Source organism: Ectopseudomonas khazarica, assembly GCF_004521985.1.
In the GTDB taxonomy this organism is placed as follows: domain Bacteria; phylum Pseudomonadota; class Gammaproteobacteria; order Pseudomonadales; family Pseudomonadaceae; genus Aquipseudomonas; species Aquipseudomonas khazarica.
Window position 1 is genome coordinate 191,189 of the sequence record NZ_SBHZ01000003.1, and the last position, 18,088, is coordinate 209,276.

18 protein-coding genes are annotated in these 18,088 nt (G+C 67.3%); 1 reads left to right on the forward strand and 17 read right to left on the reverse strand.

From position 1 onward, the window contains the following. Positions 1-4 precede the first annotated feature (4 nt). The 10 genes from EPK82_RS04625 to selD form a co-directional block, all read right to left on the reverse strand. A complete protein-coding gene (locus EPK82_RS04625) occupies positions 5-802 on the reverse strand; it encodes an acyl-CoA thioesterase (RefSeq protein ID WP_134675903.1) in 798 nt (265 codons plus the stop codon). Between the two features lie 106 nt (positions 803-908). Continuing rightward, positions 909-1,679 (reverse strand): CHAD domain-containing protein, encoded by a 771-nt coding sequence (locus EPK82_RS04630; RefSeq protein ID WP_134675904.1) that lies wholly within the window; start codon positions 1,677-1,679, stop codon positions 909-911. Between the two features lie 59 nt (positions 1,680-1,738). Beyond that, positions 1,739-3,724 carry a transglutaminase TgpA family protein gene (locus tag EPK82_RS04635; protein WP_134675905.1) on the reverse strand — a complete coding sequence of 662 codons (1,986 nt, stop codon included), beginning with the start codon at positions 3,722-3,724 and terminating at the stop codon, positions 1,739-1,741. Further along, complete coding sequence (locus EPK82_RS04640) at positions 3,721-4,674, reverse strand: DUF58 domain-containing protein (protein WP_134675906.1); 954 nt, start codon at positions 4,672-4,674, stop codon at positions 3,721-3,723. Before EPK82_RS04640 ends, EPK82_RS04635 begins: the two co-directional genes overlap by 4 nt. After that, positions 4,674-5,591: an AAA family ATPase gene (locus EPK82_RS04645; protein ID WP_047584461.1), complete on the reverse strand. Its 918-nt coding sequence runs from the start codon at positions 5,589-5,591 to the stop codon at positions 4,674-4,676. Before EPK82_RS04645 ends, EPK82_RS04640 begins: the two co-directional genes overlap by 1 nt. 125 nt (positions 5,592-5,716) lie before the next feature. Then, positions 5,717-7,681, reverse strand: a complete 1,965-nt coding sequence (locus tag EPK82_RS04650; RefSeq protein WP_134675907.1) for a methyl-accepting chemotaxis protein — start codon at positions 7,679-7,681, stop codon at positions 5,717-5,719. A gap of 126 nt (positions 7,682-7,807) precedes the next feature. Next, positions 7,808-8,413 (reverse strand): flavin reductase family protein, encoded by a 606-nt coding sequence (locus tag EPK82_RS04655; protein WP_037052027.1) that lies wholly within the window; start codon positions 8,411-8,413, stop codon positions 7,808-7,810. After that, a complete protein-coding gene (locus EPK82_RS04660; RefSeq protein ID WP_037052024.1) occupies positions 8,413-8,691 on the reverse strand; it encodes a hypothetical protein in 279 nt (92 codons plus the stop codon). Before EPK82_RS04660 ends, EPK82_RS04655 begins: the two co-directional genes overlap by 1 nt. A 76-nt stretch (positions 8,692-8,767) precedes the next feature. Beyond that, on the reverse strand, positions 8,768-9,868 hold the full coding sequence (gene mnmH / locus EPK82_RS04665) for a tRNA 2-selenouridine(34) synthase MnmH (RefSeq protein ID WP_134675908.1): 1,101 nt from the start codon (positions 9,866-9,868) through the stop codon (positions 8,768-8,770). Continuing rightward, positions 9,868-10,902 (reverse strand): selenide, water dikinase SelD, encoded by a 1,035-nt coding sequence (gene selD / locus EPK82_RS04670; protein WP_047584465.1) that lies wholly within the window; start codon positions 10,900-10,902, stop codon positions 9,868-9,870. Before selD ends, mnmH begins: the two co-directional genes overlap by 1 nt. A 104-nt stretch (positions 10,903-11,006) precedes the next feature. Between selD and EPK82_RS04675 the strand changes: the two genes are divergently transcribed. Then, positions 11,007-12,014: a patatin-like phospholipase family protein gene (locus EPK82_RS04675; protein ID WP_047584466.1), complete on the forward strand. Its 1,008-nt coding sequence runs from the start codon at positions 11,007-11,009 to the stop codon at positions 12,012-12,014. A gap of 3 nt (positions 12,015-12,017) precedes the next feature. Here EPK82_RS04675 and EPK82_RS04680 read toward each other — a convergent pair whose 3' ends face one another. The 7 genes from EPK82_RS04680 to EPK82_RS04710 all read right to left on the reverse strand — a co-directional run bounded on the left by EPK82_RS04680 (position 12,018) and on the right by EPK82_RS04710 (position 18,032). Then, complete coding sequence (locus EPK82_RS04680; RefSeq protein ID WP_134675909.1) at positions 12,018-13,103, reverse strand: AI-2E family transporter; 1,086 nt, start codon at positions 13,101-13,103, stop codon at positions 12,018-12,020. Positions 13,104-13,180: 77 nt separating this feature from the next. Then, on the reverse strand, positions 13,181-13,990 hold the full coding sequence (locus EPK82_RS04685; RefSeq protein WP_134675910.1) for a DUF4892 domain-containing protein: 810 nt from the start codon (positions 13,988-13,990) through the stop codon (positions 13,181-13,183). Positions 13,991-14,130: 140 nt separating this feature from the next. Continuing rightward, positions 14,131-14,994 carry an alpha/beta fold hydrolase gene (locus EPK82_RS04690; protein WP_037052009.1) on the reverse strand — a complete coding sequence of 288 codons (864 nt, stop codon included), beginning with the start codon at positions 14,992-14,994 and terminating at the stop codon, positions 14,131-14,133. Continuing rightward, positions 14,991-15,794: an alpha/beta fold hydrolase gene (locus tag EPK82_RS04695; RefSeq protein ID WP_134675911.1), complete on the reverse strand. Its 804-nt coding sequence runs from the start codon at positions 15,792-15,794 to the stop codon at positions 14,991-14,993. Before EPK82_RS04695 ends, EPK82_RS04690 begins: the two co-directional genes overlap by 4 nt. Before the next feature lie 100 nt (positions 15,795-15,894). Then, the gene (locus EPK82_RS04700; protein WP_134675912.1) at positions 15,895-16,527 is read right to left on the reverse strand and encodes a LysE family translocator; all 633 of its coding nucleotides are present in this window, start codon (positions 16,525-16,527) and stop codon (positions 15,895-15,897) included. A gap of 44 nt (positions 16,528-16,571) precedes the next feature. Then, complete coding sequence (locus EPK82_RS04705; RefSeq protein ID WP_134675913.1) at positions 16,572-17,375, reverse strand: AraC family transcriptional regulator; 804 nt, start codon at positions 17,373-17,375, stop codon at positions 16,572-16,574. Positions 17,376-17,588: 213 nt separating this feature from the next. Further along, positions 17,589-18,032, reverse strand: coding sequence for a hotdog fold thioesterase (locus EPK82_RS04710; RefSeq protein ID WP_037051999.1), 444 nt, complete (start codon positions 18,030-18,032; stop codon positions 17,589-17,591). Between the last annotated feature and the right edge of the window lie 56 nt (positions 18,033-18,088).

Genomic DNA, 18,088 nt, shown 5'->3' on the forward strand with positions numbered 1-18,088 from the left:
CCGCTCAGCCGAACACCGTCACCGTCTGCCGGCTCAGCGCCAGCAGGTCGCCCGCCGGGCTCCACATGGCTGCGGCGACATGCCCATAGCCATCGCGTGCATGCTCGATCTCGGCGCGGTACAGGCACCACTGCTCGGTCGTCAGCGCCTGCAAAGGCTGGACGAACTCGATCGTCCAGGTCAGCGAGCTACCGGGCGCCGGGCTGCTCAGGTGTGGCAGTACCGCCGGCGGCCAGGCGTCGACCAGCGCCAGCAGGTAGGCCTCGTCCAGCGGCTGGGCCGCCTGCTCGCCGCGCAGGCGCACCCAGCCGCCCATCTGCCGCGAAGGATTGTTGCTGAACGGCATGCCGCCAATGCCCCAGCGCATGGCCAGGTAACGGGTGAATTCCGGCGTCACGCCCGGCACGTAAGGCAACTCCTGGCACTGCTCGACCGGCGTGATCTCCGGGGCTGCCAGCGCCGCCACGTCGACCGCGGAGGCACGCGACGCGCCAAAGCTGCCCTGCACCACCGTCACCACCTGGCCATCCTGGACCGCGCGCAGGAGCATCTGGCTGACGGCCTTGCCCTCGCGCAGCACTTCCGCCTGGAAGCTCACCGGCACGTGCGGGGCGACGGGACCGACGAAGGTGATCGCCAGCGAACGCACCGGGCGCCCTTGCGGGACCTTGGCACGCATGGCCTCGAACGCCAGGGCGGCGACCAGGCCACCGAAACTGGCACGCCCCTGGCCCCATTCGGCCGGTATCACCACGGCATCGGGATCGCGGCGCACCGCGTCGAGCAATTGCAAAAGCGTCATACGGACCTCGCGCGTCATCAAGGGCGATGATCTTAGGGGATGGCGCAGCCTGGAAGATAGGCCGGCAAGATGCCGATTCGGTCATATTGCCGGCGAAAATGTCGCCTCATTCGCTCAGGGGAAAGTCGCCGAACAACGCGATCAGGGCCCCGTCCGCACGCTCCTCGGCAGCCAGCTGCCCCTGCAGCCAGGCCTCCCGGCAGGGATGCAGCGCCTCGATCACCTCGCTCTGCGCCAGCCACTGCAGGTGGTCGTGCCAGTCGCCCAGCGCGCTCTGGGCGCGCCTGAGCCGCGCCAGCGCCGCCCTGTCCAGGCCGCTCTGCAAGGGATAGGTCTCGCCCGCGTAGCGCACCCGCTTGATCAGCAGGCGCAGGCGATGGCGGTCGTGCGCAGGATCACGCAGGGCCTGCGCCAGCTGCGCCTGCTGACGCCGCAGGCGACGCTGGATGCGTTTGCTGACGCTACGCAGCTGGCCACGCCGTGCTGCCTCGCGCCAGGCAACCGGCCAGTTGTCGAGCAAGGCGATCAGTTCGGCCAGTTCACGACTGCTGGCCACTGCCGCAAAAGCCCTGGCATGTGCCTCCTGGTCAAAGGCGAGCAAGTCGGTCCGGCCCATGCGCTCGAGTTCGGCCATCAACACCTCGCGATCGCGCAAGGGACCGGTCAGCCGGCCCAGTACCGCGGCGGCCTGCTCCAGGGCATCCACCGTCGCCAGGCCGCGCATGGGGCGCAGCAGGCTGCGCAGCTGGCGCAAGGTGATGCGCAGGTCGTGCAACGCCTCGGCGTCGGTGAATCCGCTCAGGCGGGCCTGGCAGGCATATAGCCGTACCTGCAAGGCCAGCACACGTTGCAGGCTGCGCTCGATCAGATCGCTCATGCTCGCTACTCCTTGACGCTCAGGGTGACGACCAACAAACCCGTCGCGCCCGAAAAATCCTAATTCAGCCAGCGCCAGGGCAACGCCTGGCGCAACTTACCCAGCGCCTGACGCAGCGCGGCCGGCGCCACGGCCTGGCCGGCGTACTGCTGGCGCTCGAAACACGCGGCGAACGCCTGGATCTGCGCCGCCTGCGCCGGCAGTTCCTGGCTGGCGCGCCGGGCGAAGGCACGCATGCCCTCGCCGGCCTGCCGATGCACGCCATGCCGTGCCAGCAGACGCTCGAACCGTCGCAGCACCTGACGCAGAGGGTCACGCCGCTGGTGCCAGGGCTTGAGCAGCCACAGGGCCAGCAGGCCGAGCAGCACCGCACCACCCCCGACCAGCGCCAGGGCGAGACGCTGCCAGTCGAGACTGCCGAACCAGCTCTGCAGCAGGCTGAGCTGTTGCTCCCCCTGATAACCCAGCACCCAGCGCTGCCAACCGTAGTTGAGACGCTCCCAGCTCAGGCGCAACTGGTTGAGCCAGGCCAGTTCCCGGTAACGCAGCGGCGAGAAGGGTTGGTCGTCGAGAAAACCGTCCTCTTCGCTCAACGCCTCCTGCAGGCCCTGCTCGATGCGCTCGGGAGCGACCTGGAAGGTCGGGTCGACGCTGCGCCAGCCGGTCCCGGGTTGCCAGTACTCGACCCAGGCATGGGCATCGAACTGGCGAACCTGGATGTAGTTGCCCGAGGGGTTGAGCTCGCCACCCTGGTAGCCGGTCACGACACGCGCCGGGATGCCGGCGGCACGCAGGACGAAAGTCATGGCCCCGGCGTAGTGGGCACAGAAGCCACTGCGGGTGTCGAACAGGAATTCGTCGACGCTGTCCTGCCCCAGCGTTTGCGGACGCAGGGTGTAGGCGAACGGCTCACGATTGAAATGCCGCAACAGCGCGTCCACCAGCGCATCGGCCTGCGGGTACTGGCGCTGCAGTTGGGCGGCCCAGGCGCGGCTGCGCGGATCGCCCTGCGCCGGCAGTTGCAGGGCATGGCGCAGCGCCGAGGGTTGCGCCTCGGCCTCGCGCAGGGCCTGCGGCCAGGAACGCACCTGGTAGAGCAGGCTGCGGTCCACGGGGCGACGGTTCTGCCAGCGGAAGTCGCTCATCATGCGCGTGCCATCCTGGGCGACCTCGCCGACATCGAGCGCGAACAGCCAGGGTTTGCCGCTGGGCTGCATGATGATGCTGTAGTCCAGCGGTTGCCCGGCCTTGCTCCACTGCGGCGCCCTGGGCAGCTGCGCCAGGCTCGATTGCGACCAGCGCCGACCATCGAATCGGTCCAGCGTCAGCGCCCGCCAGTACAGCTGGTTGCGGGGCGGCACGGCGCCTTCGAAACTGGCGCGAAACGCCAGCTCCGAGGAGCGGCTGAGCTCGGCGATATCGGCTGGTTCCATGCTGTCGGAGAGGCCGGTCCGGCCCTTGTCGCTGGGCATCGGCAACGACCACAGCGGTCCCATGCGCGGAAAGAACACGAACAGCAGCAGCATCAGCGGCAACGCCTGCAGCAGCAGGCCGCCGGCAAGACGCAGGGTGGGCCAGGGCCGCTCGGCAACGCCGCTCTGCTGCAGACCGACCAGGGCAGCCAGCAGCGCCGTGACCGGCAGCAGGCTGTAGAGCGCGGCGACCATGCCATCCTCGAACAGGTAGGCGGTGACCACGCAGAAGAAGCCAAGGAAGACCAGCACCAGCGCGTCACGCCGCGTGCGCATCTCCAGCAGCTTGAGGATGAAGGTGGCGATCAGCAGCACCACGGCGGCATCCAGCCCGACCAGGGTCCCCCGCGAGAACAGGATGCCGATCAGGACCAGCAGCACCAGGCCGCCCTTGACCCAGCCACCGGGGTAGCGCGCACGCATGCGGAAGATCTGCACCCGCCAGCTCGCAGCGCCCAGCCACAGGGCGATCATCCACATGGGCAGATGCACCAGGTGCGGCACGATCACCAGCACCTGCGCCACCAGCAACCAGGTCAGGGCAATGCGCGGAATGCCTGGCAGCCGGCTCATGGACGTTGCCCGAACAGCGCCAGGGCGCGCAGGCAGGCATCGCGATGCGCCTCGCCAACGTCCGCAGCGATCGACGTGCCCGGCAACTGCAGGCCGAAGGGCTGCTGCCGCGCGGAGAACTGCAGCACCCAGTGGCACAGCAGCGACAGGCGCATTTCGCTGTCGCCAGCCAGGCTCTCGTAGTCGAGCCACAGGTCCCGCCCACTGAGCATGGCGAAGTCCTTGACCAGCAGCCCCTGGCCGCGCGAATAGGCCTTCCAGTCCAGCCGCCGCTTGGAATCGCCCGGCTGGTAGTCACGCAGCCCCTGGAAGTCATCGGCACCCTGGCCACGCGCCCGCATGCCTTCGTCATCGTCCTCGCCGAGACCGGCGGACACGGGCAGATCGCCTTCCAGCGGGCGCGGGTAGACCAGTACCGCCTGGTCCAGGTCGACCCAGCTCCACGCCACCAGCAAGCCCAGCGGGAAGCGGCTCTCGACCCGCAGACGACCGGGCCGCAACCAGCCACGTCGCCGCGCCGGCAGGCTCACCTCCACCTCGCACTGGCCTTCGCGCGGCACATCACGCAGCACCAGCTCGGCCGGTGGCCAGCCCAGGGCCACGGCCTGGTGCTCACGCCCGCGACTCTCCAGGCGCACGCGAAAGACGGCCTGCTCACCCACGAACACCGCCCCGCCGCCGCCCGCCTTCAGCACCAGCCCGGCAAGATTGCGATAGGTGTGCAGGATGGCGACGACGAACACCGCCATCAGCAGGAACGTCAGGCCATACGCCAGGCTGTTCTGGTAGTTGATGGCGACCAGCAGCATCAGCACCAGGGCGACGGCGAAGGCCGCCCCGACCCGACTCGGCACGATGAAGATGCGCCGCTGATTGAGGCGAACGCTGGCCGCAGGCGGGATGCGCCGAGCCAGCCAGCGTGCCCAGAGGGGCCTCAGCGCCGTGCGCATCAGAGCGCCGGAACTTCGCGCAGCAGCCACTGCACCAGGCTGCCGCCGCCATGGCCGGCCGGATCGGCGCGTTCGCGCAGGCGGTGACCGACCACAGCGGGCAACACCGCCTGCACGTCCTCGGGAATCACGTAATCACGTTCGGCGAGCAGCGCCCAGGCCCTGGCAGCAGCCAGCAGCGCCAGGCTGGCACGGGGCGACAGGCCCCAGGCGAACTGCGGCTGGCTGCGGGTAGCCTCCACCAGGCGCAGTACGTAGTCGATCAGGGCATCGCTGGCGCGAATCTTCGGCACCTCGGCCTGCAGGCGCGCCAGTTCGGCATGGTCGAGCACCGGCTCGAGCTTGGGCAGGATGTCGCGCCGCGCATCGCCAAGCAGCAGCGCACGCTCTGCCGCCTGGGCCGGATAGCCGAGCGACAGGCGCATGAGAAAACGGTCGAGCTGGGATTCGGGCAGCGCGAAGGTGCCGCCGCTGCTGACCGGGTTCTGCGTGGCGATGACGAAGAACGGCTCGGGCAACGGCCGGGTCGCCCCCTCGATGGTGACCTGCCCTTCCTCCATGGCTTCGAGCAATGCGCTCTGGCTCTTCGGCGTGGCGCGATTGATCTCGTCCGCCAGCACCAGTTCGGCGAAGATCGGCCCCTGGTGAAACACGAACTGCCCGGTGTCCTTGTCGAACACGGAGGTGCCGAGAATGTCGCCCGGCAACAGATCGGAAGTGAACTGGATGCGCTGGAAACTCAGCCCCAACACCCGCGCCAGAGCATGGCTGAGGGTGGTCTTGCCCATGCCGGGCAGGTCCTCGATCAGCAGGTGACCACGCGCCAGCAGACAGGTCAGCGCCAGACGCACCTGCGCCTCTTTGCCCAGTACCACCTGATTGACCGAGTCGAGGCAGGCATCCAGTTTGGTTCGCATCGTTTGCTCCTTGTACGGACTGCCGATGCTACTGGGCCACTCGGCCGGGGCAAAGCGCCATGTAACCTTTGCTCACGAAACTGTGAATGGCCGTCCAAAGTGCGCCGCGGGCGAACAGCGCGGCCTCACAGGCGGAAGTGCCCTGCCATGCCCTGCAGTTCGCGCCCCAGTTCGGCCAGCTGAATGCTGGACGCCGCCGTCTCGTCCATCGCCGTGGCCGACTGATCGGCGATGTCGCGGATCGAGGTGACGCTGCGATTGATCTCTTCGGCGACGGCCGTCTGCTGCTCGGCCGCCGCGGCGATCTGCTGGTTCATCTCGGAAATCAGCGTCACTGCCTCGGCAATGGCCAGCAGGGCGACTTCGGTCTGGCTGGCGTCGTCGACGGTCTTCTCGACCAGGCCGGCGCTCTGCTCCATGTCTGCCACCGCACGCCGGCTGCCCTCGCGCAAGGCGGAGATCAGCGACTCGATTTCCGCCGTCGATTGCTGGGTACGCTTGGCCAGCGCCCGCACCTCGTCGGCGACCACCGCGAAGCCGCGGCCCTGCTCGCCCGCACGGGCCGCCTCGATGGCGGCATTGAGGGCAAGCAGGTTGGTCTGTTCCGCAACGCTCTTGATCACCTCCAGCACCGCGTCGATACGCTGGGTATCCTGGCTCAGGCGCTGGATGCTGGCGGTCGTGGTGTCCATCGCCCGGGCCAGCTGTTCGATGCGCTGCAGGGTCTGGCGAACCACCTGGCTGCCATTGCCCACGCGCTGGTCGGCCTGCTCCGTCGAAGCGGCTGCCGCCTCGGCGTTGCGCGCCACTTCGTGCACGGTGGCGGTCATCTCGCTCATGGCCGTGGCCACCTGATCGGTCTCCAGTTTCTGCCCGTTGACGCCCTGGCGGGTCTGCTCGGCGGTCGCCGAGAGCGACTGAGCCGAGTTGGAAATCTGCGCCACGCCACCCTGCAGGCGGCCGACCATGTCGCGCAGGTTGCCGGCCATGCGCTGCATGGCGGCGAGCAGCTGGCCGATCTCATCGCGGCGGTCCTGTTCGAGGTGCACGCTCAGGTCACCGCCGGCGACCGACTCGGCCAGCGCAATGACGCGCTTGAGCGGCCTGACGATGACCAGGCTGATGATGATCGCCGCCGCAAGGCCGAAGAGCAGCGCCAGCGCCGCAGCCACCACGATCAGGCCGCTGCTGGCCTTGCGCTCCGCCTGCATGGCCTGCTGCTGCGCCTGCAGTGCCTGATCGACACGCTGCAGCAACAGTTCGACCTGGGCGACGAGCTGGGCGTAGACCGCCTTCTGCTGCTGCAACTGGCTGGCGTACTCCTGCAGGCGTTCGTTGAACGAGTCGACGTTGACCACCACCTCACCGAGCACGGCGGAATAGCCGGGGTCGTCCAGCGCATCGCGCAGCTCTGCCGCCAGGGCCTGCGCCTCGCCCGCCTGGGCGATCTCCGCCTGTTCGGTGGTGTCCGCACGGCGGCTGGCTTCCAGACGCTGGCGCGCCTGATCCAGCGCCTGCAGCAGCAACTGGTGGATCTTGCCGACCTGCCCTGCCTGCAGCACCGAGTCGCCGCCCCGCTCGCCCTGGGAGCTTTTCAGCAGGTCGACGCCATCCTCGGACAGCCCCTCCTGCAGCAGGTCCAGGCTGTTGGCCGCAGCGACCACCAGCCAGTCGGCAGCCTGCAAGGACAGCTGCATGTTGTCGGTCAGTTCGACATAGCGCGCGAAGGCCGTGCGGTAGTCGGCCAGGGCCGGCTCGACCTGCGCCAGGATCGCCGCGCTGTCGCTGTCCAGCTCGCCCTGCAGCGCCTGGCTGGCCTGGAGGATGGCATCGGCCTGCTCGTTGAGCCGTTCTGCATGCTGACTGTCGCCGGCCAGGGCGAAGGCCTGCTCGCTCTGGCGCATGCGCAGCACCTGTTCACCGAGAGCGCTCATGCGCTGCTGCAGCTCGGCACCGGCGCTGACCTCGCGCAACGCCAGCAGGCCGGTGGCGGCCACCAGCGCGGTCAACAGCAGCACCAGGGCGAAGCCCAGCATCAGTTTGCTGGCCGTACTCAAGCTGGCCAGCCGCTTGGTCAATGAGCTACCCATGACATCCCCCTGCCTACTGCAGCCAGCCCAGAATCCTGAAACATAGGAGCACCGCCCTGCTGGCGACAAGCCAGCAGGCGGCAGGATGGCCGGAACAGTTAACTGGAGGTCGTTTTCAGAACGAATTCAAGGGCGTTGCATATTGAATACATCGCGCGTGCGGCAATAGGCGCTGCCGCCCAGGCGACCGACCAGATCGAGCTGCAGCGGGTCGAGACGGCCCTGCTCGGTCAGCAGCGCGTCGTCGATATGGGCCAGCAGCACTTCGGCGAAGATCAGGTGACTGTTGGGCTGCTGCGCGGGGTACGGCTGGATCTGCGCGACGCGGCACTCGAAGGTCACCGGGGCGCCGACGACACGGGGCACGTCGATGCGCTCGCAGGGCACGCTGGCGATGGCGCAATGCTCGAACTCGCTGACCTCGTGGGGCAACACCGCGGCGCTGGCATTCATCGCTTCGGCCTGCGCGAAGCTCACCAGCTGAATCGCCAGTTCGCCACTGGCCTGGGCGTTGCGCAGCGTGTCCTTGAGACTGCCGTCGTCACGGGTGTTGACGTTGACCAGCAGCGTGGGTGGATTGTCGCTGATCACCTGGAAGAAACTGAACGGTGCCAGGTTGGCGACGCCCTCGGGCGAACGACTCGACACCCAGGCGATGGGGCGCGGCGTGACGCTGGACGCCAGCCAGCGATAGGCATCCAGAGGGCTCAGGGCAGAGAAGTCGAGCTGCATCAGCGCCCCGCTCGCGATTCGCGGATGTAGAAGCGCGCGCGCTCGGCCTTGCTGGTACAGCCTTCGTAGGCCTCGAACTGCTGCTGGGTCTTGGCGGCCGTCAGCAGCGACAACGCCTTGGAATAGCTCACGGTGCCGGCGAAGCCTTCGGCCTCGGCGATGCTCAGCTCCTTCCAGGCGGCATCCAGCTGGTTGGCGCAGGTATCGCGGTAAACCGTCTTGCCGGCACAGCCGGTCAACGCTACCGCGAGCAGCGGCAAACAGATCCAGTGTTTCATCAACCACACTCCTCGAACGGACATGACTACGGATTGGCCCAGTCTATGACGCTAAGGCCGGGCGAAAGTGCCCGGTTCAGCATTCGCTGCGACTGCGCAGGTACTCCACCACCGCCTGCTGCTCGCCCGCGAACTCGATGCGCCCGGACTTGCTTTCACGTTGGAACACATACATAGGATCGTAGTACTCAACCAGCAAAGCTTCGATCCAACCGCGATGGCTGTCGACCACGCCATCGTTCTGCTGCTCGTGCAGCGCCTGCTCCATGATCGCGGCCAGGCGCTGATAACGCTCGCCGCCCAGGCGCCGGGTGATATTGGCCAGGCTCTCGCGCAGCCGCGCGGCGAATGCGGGAAATCCCTCCTCCGCCCCCTGCACCGCGACGAACTCCGCGCACAGTTCGACGACGTAGGCCTGCAGGATGCGCTCGATGCGGTTCTCCAGGCTGTCTTCCAGCCACACCAGGGGGTAGTTCTGCATGGCCTGGTGCAGCGACAGCGGCAAAGAGCAACGACCGATCAGGCGTGCCTCGTCCTCCAGCACGAACTGGCGCTGGCCAGTCGCCTGGCGCTTGAGCAGATCGATGGCCAGGGCGTTCTCGAAGTCGATCTGCGCCGGCTGGCCACTGGCACGCTTGCCGAAGCTGGAGCCGCGGTGATTGGCATGCGCCTCCAGGTCGAGGCTGTTGCCCAGCTGGCTGATCACCTCGGTCTTGCCGGTACCGGTCATGCCGCCCACGAGGACGAAATCGCACTCCTCCACGGCCTGTTCGGTGATGTGCAGGAGGTAGTTGCGCATCGCCTTGTAACCGCCGACCACGCGCGGATAGTCGATGCCGGCCTCGCTCTTCAGCCATTGCTGGACGATCTGCGAACGCAGGCCGCCGCGAAAGCAGTACAGGTAACCTTCGGGGTTGGCCTTGGCGAAGCGGGCCCAGGCCTCGATGCGTTCGTCCTTGCTGCGCCCGCTGACCAGCTGGTGACCCAGCTCGATGGCGGCCTCCTGGCCATGCTGCTTGTAGCAGGTGCCGACCTTCTGCCGCTCCACATCGTTCATCAGCGGCAGGTTGATCACGCCCGGGAAGGCGCCCTTGTGAAACTCGACCGGCGCACGGGCATCCATCATCGGCCGGTCGTGCAGGAAGATGTCGCGGTAATCGGTGCAGTTGTCACGCATTACAGCACCTCGACCGCGTAACGCTGTCGCTCGACCATCTCGCCGATCGGCGCCAGGTCCAGCCCCAGTTCGGCGGCGACCGCCAGGAACTGCGCCTCGCCCTCCGGCGCCACGGCCACCAGCAGCCCGCCGCTGGTCTGCGGATCGCACAGCAGCAGCTTGCTCAGCTCGGGCAGCGGCGCGATCCGCTCGCCGTAGCTGTCGAAGTTGCGCAGGGTGCCGCCCGGCACGCAACCTTCCTGCAGGTAGTATTCCGCGCTCTCCAGGCGCGGCACGCGGGCGAACTCGATGCGCGCACTGAGGTGGCTGCCGTCCGCCATCTCCACCAGGTGGCCGAGCAGACCGAAGCCAGTGACATCGGTCATCGCCCGCACGCCTTCCAGCTTGCCGAAACGGCTGCCAGGCTTGTTCAGCGTGCACATCCAGTCCCGCGCCAGGCCAATGTCGGCGTCGCGCAGCTTGGCCTTCTTCTCGGCCGTGGTGAGGATACCGATGCCCAGTGGCTTGGTGAGGTACAGCTTGCAGCCGACCGTCGCGGTGTCATTGCGCTTCATGTTGCCCTTGCTCACCAGCCCGGTGACGGCGAGGCCGAAGATCGGCTCGGGGGCATCGATGGAATGGCCGCCGGCCAGTGCGATACCGGCTTCGTCGCAGACCGCGCGGCCGCCACGGATCACCTCGCGGGCGACTTCGGGCGCCAGCACGTTGACCGGCCAGCCGAGGATGGCGATCGCCATCAGCGGGTCCCCGCCCATGGCGTAGATGTCGCTGATGGCGTTGGTCGCGGCGATACGGCCGAAGTCGAACGGATCATCGACGATCGGCATGAAGAAGTCGGTGGTCGACACCACTCCGCGCTCCTCATCGATGGCATACACCGCGGCATCGTCGCGCGATGCATTGCCCACCCACAGCTTGGGGTCGAGATTCTGTGCGCCACTGCCGGCAAGAATCACCTCGAGCACCTTGGGCGCGATCTTGCAGCCGCAACCGGCACCGTGGCTGTACTGGGTCAAACGAATGGGTTCGCTCATGCTTCTCTCTCACTGCGACGACTGGCGACGGATTCTAGCAAAGACCGCCTTGGCGCAGCGTCATCGCGCGAGTAAGGTCGTGGCCTGAACGGGGGATTTTTCACATGAGCAAGAAAGTGGCGCTGGTACTGGGCTCGGGGGGAGCGCGTGGCTATGCGCACATTGGCGTGATCGAGGAGCTGCAGGCACGCGGTTACGAAATCGGCTGCATCGCGGGCTGTTCGATGGGCGCGGTGGTCGGCGGCATCTTCGCCGCCGGCAAGTTGCGCGAATACCGCGAGTGGACGGAGAGCCTGGACTACCTGGACGTGCTGCGCCTGCTCGACGTCAGCTTCCGCCTCGGCGCGATACGCGGCGAACGGGTGTTCGGACGCATCCAGGAGATCGTCGGCGAGGTGGACATCGAGAACCTCGACATCCCCTTCACCGCCGTCGCCACCGACCTGACCAACCAGCAGGAAATCTGGTTCCAGGAAGGCTGCCTGCACCAGGCCATGCGCGCCTCGGCGGCGATTCCCAGCCTGTTCACCCCGGTGGTCCAGGGCAAGCGCATGCTGGTCGATGGCGGCCTGCTCAACCCGCTGCCGATCGTGCCGGTGGTCTCCAGCCACTGCGACCTGATCATCGCGGTCAACCTCAACGCCACCAACCATACCCATTATCAGCTGCCGGTGATCGAACGGCCGGCCGCCCTCAAGGGGCGCATCGACCAGATGATGAGCAGCCTGGGTTCGCGCCTGCCCAGTTTCCGACGCAAGAGCGAGGATGAAGTCCTGCTGCTGGCCGAGGGGCAGCAGCAGGCCGATGACATCAGCCCGGCCGCGGCACCGAGTCATGACGATGACGAAGCGGCGCCGAAATCCGCCAGCGGTTCGCACGTGGCGGAGTTCAGCGGGCCCGCCTCGCTGCTGGAGCTGGTCAACCAGAGCTTCGAAGTGATGCAGACCTCGCTGGCGCAGTACAAGATCGCCGGTTACCCGCCGGACATCCTGATCAACGTGCCCAAGCGCGTGTGCCGCTTCTTCGAGTTCTACAAGGCGCCGGAACTGATCATGCTCGGCCGGCAGATCGCGCGCGACACCCTGGACAAGTACGAAAGCGAGCGCGGCTGACGATCAACCGCGCGTCTCCTCGTCCGCCAGCGGCTTGTCCACCAGGTTCTCGGCAGGCGGCGCGCGGTCCGCCACCCAGTCGCTGAGCAGGCTGTAGGCCACGGCCAGCAGGGTCGGGCCGAGGAACAGCCCCATGAAGCCGAAGGCAAGAATGCCGCCGAACACCCCGAGCAGCACCACCACCAGCGGCAGGTTGCCGCCGCGGCTGATCAGGTAGGGCTTGAGGATGTTGTCCACGCCGCTGATGACGAAGAAGCCCCAGACCCCGAGGAAGATCGCCATGCCGATCTCCCCCTGCCAGACCAGCCAGGCCACGGCCGGCCCCCAGATCAGCGGCGGGATCATGATGAAACTGAAGGCGAAGGTGAGCAGCCCCAGCACCAGCGCACCCGGCACCCCGGCGATGACGAAACCGATATAGGCCAGCACCGCCTGCGCCGCTGCCGTGCCGATCACCCCGTTGACCACGCGCTGCACCGTGCCGGCGACCAGCTCCAGGTAGTGATCGGCGCGGTCACCGATCAGGCGCTCCAGCAGGCTGTGCACGAACACGGCCAGGCGCGGGCCGTCACGGTAGAAGAAGAACACCAGCACCAGGCTCAGCGCCAGCTCGACCATGCCGCCGCCGATTTTCGCACTGCGCGCCACCAGCCAGTTGCCCACCTGGCCCAGGTAGGGTCGCACGGTGTCGAAGAACGCCGCGCCCTGCTGGTCGATGGTGTGCCACATCTCCACCAGGCGCCCGCCCACCAGCGGTATCGCTTCCAGCCAGCTCGGCGGTGGCGGCAGGCCTTCGACCTGCAGGTCCTTGACCAGTGCATTGGCGTCCTTGATGTGATCGGCAAGGTTGAACCCCAGCCAGACCAGCGGCACCGCCACCAGCACCACCCAGACCCCGGTGAGAATCCCGGCGGCCAGCGACATGCGGCCGTTCAGCAGTTGCGTCAGCAGACGCATCAGCGGCCAACTGGCGAACGCCAGCACCGCCGCCCAGAACAGCGCCGACCAGAATGGCGCCAGCACCCACAGGCTGGCCGCCAGCAAACCGAGCAGCAGAATCTGCACCAGCAGACGATCATTAGTGGCCATCAATCGAAACTCCATTCGACGAAACGACAAAGCGCCCGAGATGGGCGCTCTGCAAACTTCCCCCGGTACGCCCCTGCTTAACGCAGCAGCCGCACATTCAGCGTATCGCCTTCGCCCTCGCCCAGTTCGAGCCGGGCCTCGCGCACACGCTGCGCCATCAACGCTTCGCGCCAGGCCGGCGCCTGGCTGCCGGACAGGCTGACGCGCAGGGTGCTGTCCAGATTCAGGCTGCGCGCCAGCACCTCGACCCAGGCGCTGTCGGCCTTGGCATCCACCGGCAACTGCAGTTGCCCATCGCTGCGCAGTTGCCGCAACAGGGTCGCAGGCGTCGGCAGCAAGGCACCCAGCGGCGCGTCGGCATCCAGCTGCTCGGCATGCAGGTATGCCCGACGGTTACCGCGGGTGATGCTGTACAGCGCCAGCAGGCTTTCGTGATTCGGCTCGGCCAGGCGCAACAGGGCATAGGCCTGCTGGTCATCCGAGCCGTACAGGGTGGAATTGCCGAACACCGCATTGGCCCACAGGCTGCTGGAGCCACACTCACGCCCCTGGCACCAGTACAGCAACTCGGCGCCCTGCTTCAGCAGGGCCTCGCGCGATGCGCTGAAGACCTGGTCGGCGCTGTGGGTGCCCGGCAACTCGTAGGTCACGGCCTGATGCCGGCCCTGCGCCAGGATTTCGCGCTCGTAGCGCAGGCGTCCGCTGATGCGCCGGACCGAGCCCTGCGGATAGATGCGCTCGGCCGCGGGCTCCTGTGCGAAGGCCACGATGTGGCTTGCCGGAAAGCGCGGCAACGCCTCGAGGTCACGGCTACCGGGCACATCGGCAGCGGCGGCGAGCAGCGCGCCGCTGAAGACGCTGGCAAACAGCGCAGAGAACAGCTTCATGCCTCCCCTCATCGAGTGAACATCCTCTGAGGGAAAACGGTAGACGGTCTTGCTGAACAATGAGTGGCGACTTCGAAAGAGTCGATCATGCGATCCTCCATGGCAGACCGCCACACCTTTCCCCAGGAGCCGCCGGCAAGTCAAGGCACGCGCAGGAATGGATTGAAACAATCCGCTACGAGTTGCGCCCCCCGCTCGTCGTCGAGGTGCAGGTGGTGACCGCCCGGCAGCGTGTGCACCTCGAACGGCAGGTCCTGAAGCAAGGCCCTGACCGCAGGTTGCGCGCCCATCATGCCCTGCTCCGCCAGCACCAGGCTGACCGGGCATTGCAGCGCGCGGACGAAGGCCTGCGCATGCGCCCAGCTCAGGCGCAATGGCGACGGCAGGGTCAGGCGGCTGTCGGTGCGCCAGGTGTAGCCACCCGGCACCGGCATCAGGCCACGCTGGGCCAGCAGCTCGGCGGCCTCACGGCTGACCGCGCCGACGCCCTTCATGCGCGCCTCCACGGCACGCGAGACCTCGGCATACACCGGCTTGCGCTTGTCACTGAGCTGTTGCCGGGCACGTAGCGCCTCGCCGAGCTTCTCCGGGGCCTGTTCGGCCTCGCCGGTATAGGGCACCAGGCCATCGATCAGCGCCAGGCGCGCGACCCGCTCCGGCAGGGCTGCCGCCAGCAGCACGGCGGTAATCGCGCCCATGGAATGGCCGAGAATGGAAAAGCGCGACCAGCCGAACTGTTCGGCCACCTGCAGCACATCGAAGGCATAGTCCCACAGGGCGTAGCCGGCACCTGCCGCACGGTGCTCGGAATGGCCATGCCCGGCAAAATCCAGGGCGACGATGCGCAACCCTTCGAGCCTGGGCGCCAGGCGCGCGAAGCTCGCCGCGTTGTCCAGCCAGCCATGCAGGGCCAGCACCGGCACGCCATCCTCGGGGCCATACAGGTGCGCCGCCAGTTCGATGTGCGGCAGGCTCAGGCGTACTTCTTCGAAACTGCTGTTCATGCTCTCTCCTCCTGGCCGCCGGCCCAGCGCAGGAACAACTCGCGCAACAGCTCGGCAGTCGCCTGTGGCCGCTCCAGAGGGAACATGTGCCCTCCGGGCAGGCTGTGATATTCGGCCCGCGGCATGCTGCGCAGCAGGCGGGCGTGGTGCGGCAGGACCACACGGCTATGGCGGCCGCGCACCATGGCCAGCGGCACCGCCAGCTGCTGCGGTCGCCCGGGCGAGGTGTGCGGCACGCTGCGATAGATGCTGATCTCGGTGGCCGGGTCGAAACGCAGGCGCAGGCCCTGCTCGTCAGCCTGCAAGCCGTGGCTGACATAGGCATCGAGGCATTCGGGATCGAAGCGGCGGAACAGGCTCTTGCCGGCGAAGTAGTCACGCGCCTCGTCCAAGTCGGCGAATGCTTCACGCCGCCCCAGGGTGCGCCCGGCAGGCGTGATGCGGTCGATGAAGCCGAAGCGTTTGGCCGCACGGATCACCATGCGATCGGCCAGCGTCAGCACCGGCGAGTCGAGCATCACCACGCCGCGATACAGCTCCGGACGGAGCAAGGCGGCGTGATAGTGCAGCACCCCGCCCAGCGAGTGGCCCACGCCCCAGACCGGCTCGTCACTGCACTGCAGGTGATGGATCAGCTCGTCGACCAGGTTGGACCAGTTGTCATTCACCGGGAAACGCGGGTCGTGGCCGTGCTGCTGCAGGTGCCGAATCTGGAAGTCCGGCGCCAGGGCTGCGAACAGCTTGCCGTAGGTCGCGGACGGAAAGCCGTTGGCGTGAGCGAAGAAAAGCGGCTGCGGCATGCATGAAACCCGAGGAAGTCAGTACCAGCGCGATTCTCCGGCAGCCCGCCAGGTACGACAATGACCGTAACCGCCATTGATGGCGGCGCAATGGTCAGGACTATAACAACAGGCGGCCGACGATACTCGCCGCCACCAGCAGGAACACCAGGCCGCAGACGAAATCGATGGTCGGCGCCACCTGCAGCAGGCGCTGGCGCATCAGCGGCCGGCTCAGGGTCATGCCGAGCAGGCTGAACCAGAACAGGCTGAGGCCGAACAGCAGCGCCGCGCAGGCCATCTTGCCGGGCAAGGACATGTCCGCCGGCACCAGGCTGGTGAGCAGCGCGAGGAAGAACACCAGCGCCTTCGGGTTGCCCAGGCTGGTGAACACGCCCCGCAACCAGGGACCGAACACCGAGGGCGCCAGTTCGCCGTCCAGGCGCCGATTGCCCGGGGCCCCGCGCCACCAGGCCTGCACCGCACCGACACCCAGCCAGGCCAGGTACAGCGCCCCGCCGACCTGTAGCAGGTCGAACAGCCACTGCGTGCGACTGAGCAGCAGCGCCACGCCGCTGAGCACCAGGGTGCCGTGCAGGAGAATCCCGCAGGCCAGGCCCAGCGCGCTGAGCAACCCGGCACGCTGCCCCTGGTGCAGCGCCGTACGCACGACCAGCGCCACATCGGGGCCGGGACTGATGAGCGCTACCGCGAACACGGCAGCCAGCGACAGCAAGACGGACGTCTCCTGCATGGTGAACTCCACGAGATTGAAGGGATGAATCGGGGCGGCTGGACTCAGCGCTGACGCAGTCGCGCGGGTGGCAAGCCGTAGGTGCGACGGAACAACCGTGAGAAATGCGCCTGGTCGTAAAAGCCCAGGCGCAGGGCGATGTCGCTGAGCGACTCGCCCGCCAGCACCAGCGGCAAGGCGCGCTGCAGACGCAACTGCGTCAGCCACTGATGCGGCGGCAGGCCGGTGTGCTGGCGAAAACGCCGCAGTGCCTGCCATGGGCTCATCGCGCAGAACGAGGCGATTTCCTCCAGCGAGGGCGGATCGTCCAGGCGACTCTCCAGCCACTCGCGCAGCTGCCGCCAGGTACGGCTGTCGAATACCCGGTCGGGCTCGCTGACACGCAGGGTCGAGCCCATGTCCAGCAGATAGGCCAGCGCTTGCCAGAGCGCGCTTTCCTGCGCCAGCGTCGAACCGTCGAGCATGGCCGCATGAAAACGTTGCAGATGCTGCGACAGCAGCGGATGGCGCAGGCTGGTGGTGGTCAGCCTGGGCGCACCCTGGCGCCCATCGCTGAGGGTCCGGCTGGCCTCGTCGAGCCAGTGCGGGTCGAAGGCCATCACGCGGATGCGATAGCTCTCTCCCTCCAGACACGCTCCATCGTGGATCCCCTCCGGCGCCATCAGCAGCACATCCCCTGCCCCGACCTGGCGCCGCTCACCGCGATAGGCATAGCGATGCTGCCCCTGGATCAACAGGCCAACGTGGTACTCCAGGTGGAAGTGCCGGGGGAAGGCAAAGCGGCGGTACTCGGCATCGATCAGGCGAACGCCGGGCAAACTGCTCTGGATGTGAGTGATCTGGTCCATGGCGCCTACTCTAGCGCCATGTGCCGGGTAAATCTTGGATGAAATTGCAGCCTCGGCACCCGCTAAAGGGCGCCGCTGCCGGGTTCGCAAAGCCTGTTCACGATCTCGACGGCGAAATCACCCGAAGACGCGCGGTTCAGCTGCTGCAGATGCGCATCTTGAGGGGAGTTTCAACACCACTAGGCCACCGCGCAGCAGATCGTCGACAGACGATCAGGCCTTCGGCGGCTGCTCACCCAGGGGCACGATGGCCATGGTCAAGCGCGAGATGCAGCTGGGCTTGCCATCGTCACCGCTCAGGCGGATATCCCAGACGTGCGTGGTGCGCCCCAGGTGCACCGGACGGGCCACGGCATGCACCCGGCCACTGCGCAGACCGCGCAGGTGGTTGGCGTTGACCTCCAGCCCGACGCAGTAGAAACGCCGGTTATCGATGCACAGGTAGCTGGCGGTGGAACCCAGGGTTTCCGCCAGCACCACCGATGCCCCGCCATGCAGCAGGCCATAGGGCTGATGGGTGCGCGCGTCGATCACCATGCTGGCGCTGATGGAGGCGTCGTCGAACGACTCGAAGCGAATGTCCAGCACTTCACCGACGGTGTTCTTCAAGGTCGCGTTGAGTTCATCGAGATCGGGAGTTCGTTGCCACAGGCCCATGCAGGTAGTACCTCACGTCCACTGGAGACCAGGCCGGCACGAACCGGCCCACCCTG